This is a genomic window from Nakamurella sp. (assembly GCF_048594475.1).
Taxonomy (GTDB): Bacteria; Actinomycetota; Actinomycetes; order Mycobacteriales; family Nakamurellaceae; genus Nakamurella.
On sequence record NZ_JBMDXT010000153.1, the window covers coordinates 1 to 9638 of the forward strand.

The 9638-nt window shown below is 74.7% G+C and carries 10 protein-coding genes; 7 read left to right on the plus strand and 3 right to left on the minus strand.

The features are described from left to right. A partial coding sequence (locus tag ACOJUF_RS07560) for a serine/threonine-protein kinase (protein ID WP_420121246.1) occupies positions 1-1017 on the minus strand: 1017 nt, incomplete at its 3' end. 285 nt (positions 1018-1302) lie between these two features. Between ACOJUF_RS07560 and ACOJUF_RS07565 the strand changes: the two genes are divergently transcribed. Next, a complete protein-coding gene (locus ACOJUF_RS07565) occupies positions 1303-1890 on the plus strand; it encodes a phosphatase PAP2 family protein (protein WP_420121247.1) in 588 nt (195 codons plus the stop codon). A gap of 45 nt (positions 1891-1935) precedes the next feature. Here ACOJUF_RS07565 and ACOJUF_RS07570 read toward each other — a convergent pair whose 3' ends face one another. After that, a complete protein-coding gene (locus ACOJUF_RS07570) occupies positions 1936-2904 on the minus strand; it encodes a sensor histidine kinase (RefSeq protein ID WP_420121248.1) in 969 nt (322 codons plus the stop codon). Continuing rightward, positions 2901-3569 carry a response regulator transcription factor gene (locus ACOJUF_RS07575; protein ID WP_420121249.1) on the minus strand — a complete coding sequence of 223 codons (669 nt, stop codon included), beginning with the start codon at positions 3567-3569 and terminating at the stop codon, positions 2901-2903. The genes ACOJUF_RS07570 and ACOJUF_RS07575 overlap by 4 nt, the downstream gene beginning before the upstream one ends. Positions 3570-3711: 142 nt before the next feature. Between ACOJUF_RS07575 and ACOJUF_RS07580 the strand changes: the two genes are divergently transcribed. From ACOJUF_RS07580 to ACOJUF_RS07605, 6 genes are all read left to right on the plus strand, one after another. Next, positions 3712-5943, plus strand: a complete 2232-nt coding sequence (locus ACOJUF_RS07580) for an ATP-binding protein (protein WP_420121250.1) — start codon at positions 3712-3714, stop codon at positions 5941-5943. Beyond that, positions 5936-7168, plus strand: a complete 1233-nt coding sequence (locus ACOJUF_RS07585; RefSeq protein WP_420121251.1) for a hypothetical protein — start codon at positions 5936-5938, stop codon at positions 7166-7168. The genes ACOJUF_RS07580 and ACOJUF_RS07585 overlap by 8 nt, the downstream gene beginning before the upstream one ends. Beyond that, a complete protein-coding gene (locus ACOJUF_RS07590) occupies positions 7165-7833 on the plus strand; it encodes a response regulator (protein WP_420121252.1) in 669 nt (222 codons plus the stop codon). Before ACOJUF_RS07585 ends, ACOJUF_RS07590 begins: the two co-directional genes overlap by 4 nt. 67 nt (positions 7834-7900) lie before the next feature. Continuing rightward, positions 7901-8296: a response regulator gene (locus ACOJUF_RS07595; protein WP_420121253.1), complete on the plus strand. Its 396-nt coding sequence runs from the start codon at positions 7901-7903 to the stop codon at positions 8294-8296. 104 nt (positions 8297-8400) lie between these two features. Further along, the gene (locus tag ACOJUF_RS07600) at positions 8401-9258 is read left to right on the plus strand and encodes a slipin family protein (protein ID WP_420121255.1); all 858 of its coding nucleotides are present in this window, start codon (positions 8401-8403) and stop codon (positions 9256-9258) included. 185 nt (positions 9259-9443) lie between these two features. Then, on the plus strand, positions 9444-9638 hold a 195-nt coding region (locus ACOJUF_RS07605), incomplete at its 3' end, for a hypothetical protein (protein WP_420121254.1).

Below are 9638 nucleotides of genomic sequence, written 5' to 3' on the forward strand. Positions count from 1 at the left end.
CGGACCGGTGTGCGGCCCGGACGGGGGACCGGTGTGCGGCCCGGACGGCGGACCGGGGTGCGGTCCCGTCGTCGACGGGCCGGCCGGGGCCCCGGCGGCCGGGCCGGGCCGGAGGTCGGCCGGGCCGAGCGCCCGGGAGTCGGCCGGGCCGAGCGCCCGGGAGAGGGCGGCGACGAACTCACGGCCCGTGGCGACCCGGTCGGCCGGGTTCGTGGCCATCGCCGTGGCCAGCACCGGGTCGGCGGCGGCCAGCTCGGGGTGGGCCGGCCCGAGCGGGGCGGGGTACTGGCTCAGATGGGCCCACATCAGGGCGGCCTGGTCGTCCCGGACGAACGGCGGCGTCCCGGCCAGGCATTCGTACGCGACGCAGCCCAGCGCGTACAGGTCGCTGCGCGCGCTCACCGGCTCGCCCCGGATCTGTTCCGGCGAGATGTAGGCCATGGTGCCGATGAAGCTGCCGGCCTCGGTCAGCCGGCTCATCGCCGAGGCCCGCCGGGTCAGGCCGAAGTCGCTGAGATAGACGTGCGGGCGGCCGTCGGCGGACTCGGCCAGCAGGATGTTCGCCGGTTTGACGTCCCGGTGCACCAGGCCGGCGGCGTGGGCCAGATCGAGCGCGTCGGCGACGGGGGACAGGACGGCCAGGGTCCGCGGCGGATCGAGCGGGCCCTCGCGCCGGATCAGCCGGGACAGGTTGGTTCCCCGGACCAGGCGCATCGCGATGTAGAGCAGCCCGTCGGACTCGCCGGCCTCGTAGATGGGCACGATGTTCGGATGGTCGAGCGAGGCGGCGAAGCGGGACTCCCGCAGGAACCGCTCGCGGAAGTCGGACCCGTCCGGGTCGTGGAAGGCCAGGATCTTGAGCGCCACCCGGCGCTCGAGCCGCACGTCGGTGGCCTCGTAGACGTTGGCCATGCCGCCGCGGTCCAGCAGCGACTCGACCCGGTAGGGGCCGATGACGGTGCCCGGGGGCAGGTGCTGCGGCGGGCCCGGGGTCGCGCCGTCTCCGTCGTCCCGCACGGGCGCCTCTTCTCCGCCGTCGACAGCACCGGTGACGCCGCTGCCGTCACCGGGTCCAGTGAAACGCAAACTGCGGGGGTCTGCCAGCGACATTTCGGGACGACGGCACCTGACCCGGCGCGATCTCCGGTCCGGTCGGGCATCGGCCGGGTCGCGTCGGCCGCCCGCGGACCGGGGAAAGCCTCGGACGGCGTCTGACAGATCTTTGATTTCTGCCCGGCAGGCTGGGGCGCGGCCGGGTGCGTGACCGACGCGCACCCGACGAGTCGACCGGGAAAGGCCCTGATGGACCCCGATCTGTCCGTGTTCCAGCCGATCAACACCTTCGCCCGGGACACCCCGTGGCTGCAGGGGCCGATGCTGGACGTCGCCCAATGGGGTGTGCTGGCCTTCGTCGTCCTGCTGGGCGTCGGGTGGTGGATCGCCCGCCGGAGCCAGGATCCGGCCCGGCTGGCCGCGGCCGTCTGGGCCCCGCTGGGCACGCTGCTGGCGGTCGCGGTGAACCAGCCGCTGGCCGCGCTGATCGGCGAGCCGCGTCCGGTGGTGGCGGCGCCGGGGGCGTTCATCCTGTTGCCCGGAGCGGGCGATCCCGGGATGCCCAGCGATCACGCGACGATGGCCGGGGCGGTGGTGCTCGGCCTGTTCCTGGTCAACCGCCGGCTGGGCGCGGTGACCGCGGCGGCGGCGGTCCTGCTGGCGTTCTCCCGGGTCTACGTCGGCGCCCACTTCCCGTTCGACGTGCTGGTCGGTCTGGTCACCGGCGCCGCCGTCAGCCTGGCCGGCTTCCTGCTGGCCCGCCGCCCGCTCGTGCGTCTGGTGCACGCGCTCGAACGGACCCGGCTGCGTCCCCTGCTGACCACCGCGGCGGGCTGACCCGGCCCCGTCCGCCGGGGCCCGGCCCGGGCCGGCGCCCGCCGGTCAGGCCCGCGGCGCGGGGATCTCGATGACGGCCTGCACGCCTCCGGTCGGCCCGGGGCCCAGCCGCAGGTGCCCGCCGTGCGCGGTCGCCACCTCCCGGACCAGCGCCAGCCCGAGGCCGAACCGCCGGCCCCCGGGGCCGTCGGCCGACCGCTCGCCGCGGGCGAAGCGCCGGGTCAGCTCCTCCGGGTCCGCGCCGCCCAGACCCTCCCCGGTATCGGTGACCGCGAGCACGACCCGGTCGCCGGCCGGCCACCCGGCCAGCTCGACGGTGCCGCCGGCCGGGGTGTGACCGATCGCGTTGTCCACCAGCGCGGCCACGGCCCGCCGCAACGCGGTGCGGGATCCGGTGACCCACAGCGCGTCCGGCCCGGCCACGCGGAGCCCGACCGCCCGCTGGTCGGCCAGCACGCCCATGGACGCCGCCACCTCGTGCAGGAGCTCGGGGACGGCGATCGGCTCCCCGCGCGCCGGGTCGGCCGACAGCTGGGCACTGGCCAGCAGCTCGTCGACGATCTCGCCGAGGGTGCGGCTGTCGTCCAGCAGCTGCCGCATCGCCGGCAGGGCCGGGTCGTCCGGCGGCATCCGCCGGGCGATCAGCTGCGCCCGCGTGTGCATGACCGTGAGCGGGGTGCGCAGCTCGTGGCCGGCGTCGGCGACGAAGCGACGCTGCCGGGCCAGTGCCTCGCCCAGCGGGGCCACCGCCCGGCGGGCGATGAGCAGGCCGGCCAGCCCGGCGATCGCCACGCCGATGGTGCCGGCCACCAGCAGCGTGGTGCGCAGGACGTCGTCGTCACGGTCGAAGCCACCCTCGTGGCCGCCGCGGCCGTGCCCGAGCACCGGGCTCAGCGCCAGCGTGGCCAGGGCGGCGAGGACCACCACCACGGCGCTGGCCGCCGCCAGCTGCCAGGCCATCCGCCGGGTCGCCGACCGCAGCAGCTGCTGGTCGGGATCGGTGGGCGCGGTCACGACACTCCCAGCCGGTAGCCCAGGCCGTGCACGGTGTGCACGGCCTCGCGGCCGAGCTTGCGCCGCAGGTAGTAGACGTAGGTGTCGACGCTGCCCGGGTCGTCCGCCGGGTCGAACACGGCCGCCAGCAACTCGGGGCGGGTGAAGACCTGCTGCGGGCGCCGGGCCAGCACCTCCAGCAGCGCCGCCTCCCGCCCGGACAGGTCGATCGGGGCGCCGCCGTCCGGGTCGGTCACCTGCCGGCCCCCGACGTCGAACCGGCGCCGTCCCAGATCCAGCGTCGTCGCCCGGTCGATCGGCCGGCGGCGCAGGGCCCGCAGCCGGGCCAGCAGCTCGTCGATCTCGAACGGTTTGACCAGGTAGTCCTCGGCGCCCGCGTCCAGACCCTCGACCCGGTCGGCGACGGCGGCGCGGGCGGTCAGGATCAGGATCGGGGTGGTCACCGCCCGCTGCCGCAGCCGGCGCACCAGGTCGACGCCGTCGATCGCCGGCAGGCCGCGGTCGATCACCATCACCTCGTAGTCGCGGGTCAGGCCGGCATGCAGCCCGGACTGCCCGTCCGGCACCAGGTCGACGTCGTACGAATCGCCGAGGACCTCGGCCAGCAGCGGCCCGAGCCGGCCGTCGTCCTCCACGAGCAGCAGTCGCGGTTGCCCGGTCTCCACCCGACCCCTCCCTCCCGGCGTCCGGCCATCGTGCTCGGGCGTCCTCAGAAGGATCTCAGACGCACCGTCGCGCGCCCGGTGATCGGAGCGGGATGACGGCCGATCCTTGCCCACGGCAAGGAACGCCCGATAATGCTGGTTTGTGAGTATCCGGCCAGGATCGGCCCTGCTGCGGGTGGTCGCCTGGGCGTACGTCCTCGGCCTGCTGGTCTGGCTGCTGCTCGGCCTGCTGCCGGCCACGGTCGCCCGCGTCGGCCCGGTGGCCGACCAGGCGCGGGCGCTGGCCGCGTCCGGCGGGTTCCTGGCGGCGCCGGCGGAGCAACTGCTGATGCCCTCGATGCCGATGACGGGCCTGACCGGGGTCACCGCGCTGCAGTACGGGTTCAGCGCGCTCAACCTGGTGCTCGGGGTCGTGCTGCTGGTGCGGGGCTGGGACCAGCTGGTACCCCGGTTGCTGGCCGTCGGACTGCTTGGCACCGCCGCGACCTTCAACCTGCCCAGCCACGAGGCGTTCCGCCTGATCGGCAGCCCCTGGCCGGTGTCGCTGGCGCACTTCGCGTTCCACATCGCGTCGGGCGTCTGCTACCTCTGGGGCGTCGCGCTGTTCCCGGACGCTCGGCTGCCGCGGGGGACCTGGCTGTCCGGACGCCGGCTGACCGGCGCCGCGCTGGGGGTCACCGCGGTGGTGGCGGCGGTCTGCTGGTGGAGCGACTTCCTGCTCCACCCGCAGTTCTTCGTCGTTTTCTTCGGCGTCCTCATCCCGGTCACCGGTGTCGGCGCGCAGGTCCTGCGGCTGCGCGATCCGGCCACCGGCGCGACCGCCCGCCGGGACGCCCGGCTGCTGATCGGCGCCCTCCTGCCGGCGCTGGCGGTGGCCGTCCTGTGGTGCGTGGCGCAGGCCCTGACCCTGGCCGGGATCGGTGGGGCGCCGGCCGCGGGTCTGGCGGCGGCGCTGCCCGACCTGTTCCCGGCGGTGTTCGCGATCGTGCCGGTCGTGCTGTTCATCGCCTCGGTCCGGTACCGGATCTTCGGGCTCGACCGGTTGCTCGGCCGGGTCCTGGCGGCCACGGTGCTGCTGGTGGGGACCGGCCTGGTGTACCTGGCCGCGGTGGTCACCGGAGGGTGGTGGGCGGCCGGCGGGCGCTGGTGGACCGTCCTGGTGATGGCGGTGGCCGCGGTGATCCTGAGCTGGGCGTGGGACGTCATCCGGCGCCGGATCAACCGGATCGTCTTCGGCCAGGACCTCGACCCGGCCGCCGCCATGGGCAGCCTGATCAGCGGGCTCGACCTGCTCAGCCGCGACGATGAGCTCGATCGCGTGGTGGACGTGGTGGTCCGGGCCACCCGGGCCCGGGCGGCCCGGATCTGGGCCGGGGACGGTGACCGGTGGACCGTCGTCGCCGGTGCCCCGGCCGGGCCCGGGGCACCGGTCCTGGCCGACGGCCGGTTCTGGTGGATCGAGTACGGCAACCGGCGGACCGGGGTGCTCACCGTCGAACTCTCGCCCGGCGAGCGGCTGCCCGCGGCCCAGCGGGCCCTGCTCGCCGACCTGGCCGACCACGCCGGCCTGCTGCTGCACAACGCGACCCTGGCCGACGGGCTGGAGCAGCGGGTCCGGCTGCTGACCGAGCGCGCCGACCAGCTGCGGCAGACCCGCCGCCGGATGGTCGCGGCCCAGGACCGCGAGCGGGACCGGCTGGAGCGCAACCTGCACGACGGGGCGCAGCAGACGCTGGTGGCCGCCATGATCGAGCTCCGGATGGCCGCCGCGCTGGGCCGTCCGGCGGCGGACGGCGTCCTGGCCGGTGTCCCGGAGACCCTCCGGGCGGGTGTCGATGAGGTGCACCGGCTGGCCGGCGGCGGCCTTCCGGACGGCCTGCGGGACGGTGATCTGCACCGGGCGCTGACCGCCGTCGCGGACGGCGCGGCCCGGGCCGGGTTCGAGGTGCGGCTGACCGTGGACGCCGGACCGGACCCGCTGGCCCCGGGACCGTCGGGCCCCGCGAGCGGGCCCGACGCCTGGACCGACGCCGCGGTGGCCGTCTGGTTCTGCTGCGCCGAGGCCGTCCAGAACGCGGTGAAACACTCAGGGGGCCGGTCGATCTCGATCGACGTGCGGCCGGGGCGGGCCGCCATCGAGTTCGAGGTCGCCGACGACGGGTGCGGGATCGACGCCGCCGCAGGTGGTTTCGGCGGCATCCGGGGTCTGGACGACCGGGTCGCCGCGCTCGGCGGGAGCGTGCGGATCGACGCCGCCCCGGGGGTCGGGACGGCCGTGCGCGGCACCGTGCCCGTGCCGGGCGTCGGTCCGGTCGGGTCCGGCTCGGCGGGGGTCGGCGTCCCGGCGGATGCGGCGGGGGCCGGTCATGGCTGACCGTGCCCGAGTCACGGCCCTGGTCCTGGGGATCCGGCTGGCCGTCGCGCTGACGGCCTTCGCGGCCGCCGAATGGTGGTCCGAACGCCGGTGGCCGGCGGCCGGGGGCATGCCGGTGTGGCTGGTGGTGGTCACGATGGCCGCGACCGCCGCCCTGTTCGCCGGGACCGGCCGGGTGCTGACCCGGCTGGCCGAGCGGATCGTGCTGGGCGATCGGGCCGCCGGGTACCAGGCCGGCCGCTCGTTGCTGCGGCGGATGGCCACCGCGCTGCCGGTGGAGCAGGTGCTGCCCTCGCTGGCCGAGATCACCGGTCGCACCCTGCAGGTCGAACGCTCGGAGGTGCGGGTCAACCTGGCCGGGGGCCGGACCCTGTCCCAGGTGTGGCCCGACCGCGCCGGTCCGCAGGGGTCCCCGGTCGTGGTCGAGGTCCGTCATGACGGGGACGCGGTGGGCGAGATCGAGGCCGACGTCGCCCGTCCGGTCGTGGCCAACCGGGAGGCCACCCTGTTGCGGCAACTCGCCGCCCCCGCGGGGCTGGCCATGTCGACGGTGCGGCTGACGGTCGATCTGCAGCGTCGCGCGGTGGCCCTGCAACAATTGACCGACCAGATCGCGGCGTCGAACGAGCGCATCGCGCGGGCCCGGCAGCAGCAGGCCGCGACGATCTCCGCGGAGATCCGGGATCGGGTCGACCCGTGCCTGCGGCTCGCGCAGGAATGCATCGGGCAGGCGCGGGCGGCCGACGCGGCCGATCCGGCCGCGGCGGAGCTGATCGAGCGGGCCCGCGAACTGGTCGGGCAGGGCCTGGACGAGCTGCGCGACCTGGCCCGCCGCATCTACCCGCCCCGCCTGGGCGACGGTGGTCTGGTCGCGGCCCTGGAGGGCTGGCAGGTGCGCAGCGGCGTCGGCCTCGATCTCACGGTGTCCGACGATCCCCGGCTCCGGGCCGACCCGGCCGTATCCGGGGCGCTGTACTTCCTGATCGCGGCCGCGCTCACCTCCCGACCGGACGGTGCTGCCCGGCAGGCCGTCTCGGTGCGCGTCGAGCCGGACCGGGTCGAGCTCGAGGTCGTCGCACCGGCCGTCGCCGGCGGCGCGGCGGGCGATCCGACGCTGGCCGCGATGCGCGATCGGGTCGACGCCTTCGGCGGCGACCTGACCATGACGGAGGTCGACGGCCGGACGACCCTGCGGGCGTGGCTGCCCCTGGAGCGGGTGGCATGACGCATCGGGTGGTGCTGGCCGAGGACAATTTCCTGCTCCGGGAGGGAGTCCGCGGCATGCTGTCCACGGTGGACTCGGTGAAGGTCGTGGCCGGCTGCGCGGATCTGCCACAGACGCTGGCGGCCATCGCCGAGCTGCGGCCCGACGTCGTCCTCACCGACATCCGGATGCCGCCGGACCGGCGCGACGAGGGCGTCCAGGTGGCCGACCACTGCCGCCGGGCCCACCCGGGCATCGGCGTGATCCTGCTCAGCCAGTACGCCGAGCCGGGGTACGTGCGGGCCCTGCTCGGCCAGGGCACCCAGCGCCGGGGGTACCTGCTCAAGGAACGGGTCAGCGACCTCGACGACCTGGTCACGGCGATCGGCATCGTGGCCGGGGGTGGATCGGTGATCGACCCGAAGGTGGTCGAGACCCTCATCGACGCGCGCACTCTGGCCGGCGACGGCGAGCTGGGACGGCTCACCCGCCGGGAACGGGAGGTGCTCGAGGGCATCGCCCAGGGCCGGACCAACGCCGCCATCGCCGACACCCTCGTGCTGACCCCGCATGCCGTCGAGAAGCACATCAACTCGATCTTCACCAAGTTGAACCTCAGCGGGGACCGGGTCAACCATCCGCGGGTCCGCGCCGCGCTGCTGTACCTGGCCGAGGGTCGCCGATGAGCGAGGCCGGCCGAGCGGGTCGGGCGCGGCCGCCGCGTCGCTGCGTCGACTCCCGGGAGAGGGGGCGATGACCGGCCACCCGGCGGCGACCCGCGTGCTGCTCGTCGACGACCAGCCGCAGTTCCGGCGGGCGGCCGCCGCCCTGATCGCCACCACGCCCGGCCTGGAACTGGTCGGCGAGGCGGGTTCGGGCGAGCGGGCCGTCGACCTCGTGAGCGAGTTGGCGCCCGATCTGATCGTCATGGACGTGACGCTGCCGGGAATCGACGGGATCGAGGCCTGCCGGCGGATCCTGCGGGTGCGGCCGGATCTGCGCATCGTGCTGGTGTCGACCTACGACCGGGCCGATCTGCCCGGAATCGACGGGTGCGGGGCAGCCCGGTTCGTGCGGAAGCAGGACTTCGACGGGCCGGCCTTGCTCGGCCGGCCCACGCTCCGCCCGCCCGGTCCGGTCGAGGGTTAGCCTCGGAGCAGGGGTCGCTGCGTCCCCGGTCGGAGGTGGGTTCCGTGGACCTCTGGTGGATCGTCATCGGTGTTCTCGCGGTGCTGTCGGTGACCGCGGCGGCCATGTCCGCGCGCGTCATCCAGCAGTACGAGCAGGGTCTGGTCTTCCGGTTCGGGCGCCTCCGGGACGGGGTCCGCGGCCCGGGTCTGACGCTGATCGCGCCGGTGATGGACCGGCTGCGCAAGGTCAACATGCAGATCACCACCATGCCGGTGCCGGCGCAGGACGGCATCACCCGGGACAACGTCACGGTCCGGGTGGACGCGGTGGTGTATTTCCGCGTCCTCGATCCGGTGCTGGCCACGGTCAACGTGCAGGACTACACGTTTGCCGTGTCGCAGGTGGCGCAGACGTCACTGCGCTCGGTGATCGGCAAGAGCGACCTGGACGACCTGTTGAGCAACCGCGAGCGGCTCAACCAGGGGTTGGAGTTGATGATCGACAGTCCCGCGCTGGACTGGGGGATTCACATCGACCGGGTCGAGGTGAAGGACGTCGCGCTGCCGGAGGCCATGAAGCGGTCGATGTCCCGGCAGGCCGAGGCGGAGCGCGAACGCCGGGCCCGGGTGATCTCCGCCGACGGCGAACTCCAGGCGTCGGAGAAGCTTTCCCAGGCGGCCGGCGCGATGGCGGACACCCCGGGCGCCCTGCAGCTCCGGTTGCTGGAGACGATCGTGTCGGTCGCGGCCGAGAAGAACTCCACCCTGGTCCTGCCGTTCCCCGTCGAACTGTTGCGCTTCCTCGAGCGCAGCACGCCCACGGCGCCGGCCGCGGCGCCGCCACCTCCGGCCGCGCCCGTGGCCCAGCCGGACGCCCCGCCCATCCCGCCGGCTGTCCCGTCCATTCCGGATCAGCCTCCGCCGGCCGATCGCCAACGCGGCGGCCCGGTCGGTCACGGTCGGGATGTGGGCAGCAATTGATGTGAGCCGGAAGGCCTGCACGGCAGGAACTGTCGAGCTTGATACCGTTCTCGCCGTGTCGTTTCGATAACTCTTCAGGGGTGCGGGCACCCCCGAACCGACCTGGTGGTGCACACCATCGATTTCATCGGATGGGAAAGCGAACCTTTGTTGGTCCGCAATTCTCCCTGACCCGAGGAAATCGAATGTCCCGACGAATCAACCGCGAAGGGCCGGTCGCCCTGCGCGTCCTGGCCCGGCGCAGCCTGCTCAGCCTGCTCGCGGCGTCCACCGCCGCCACGATCTGCGTCCTGCCGGTGTCCCCGGCCGCCGCGTCCGTGAACCCGCTCGGGGTGGCCATCGCCGCCGCCCCGGTGGCGACGGCGCCGGTGACCACCACC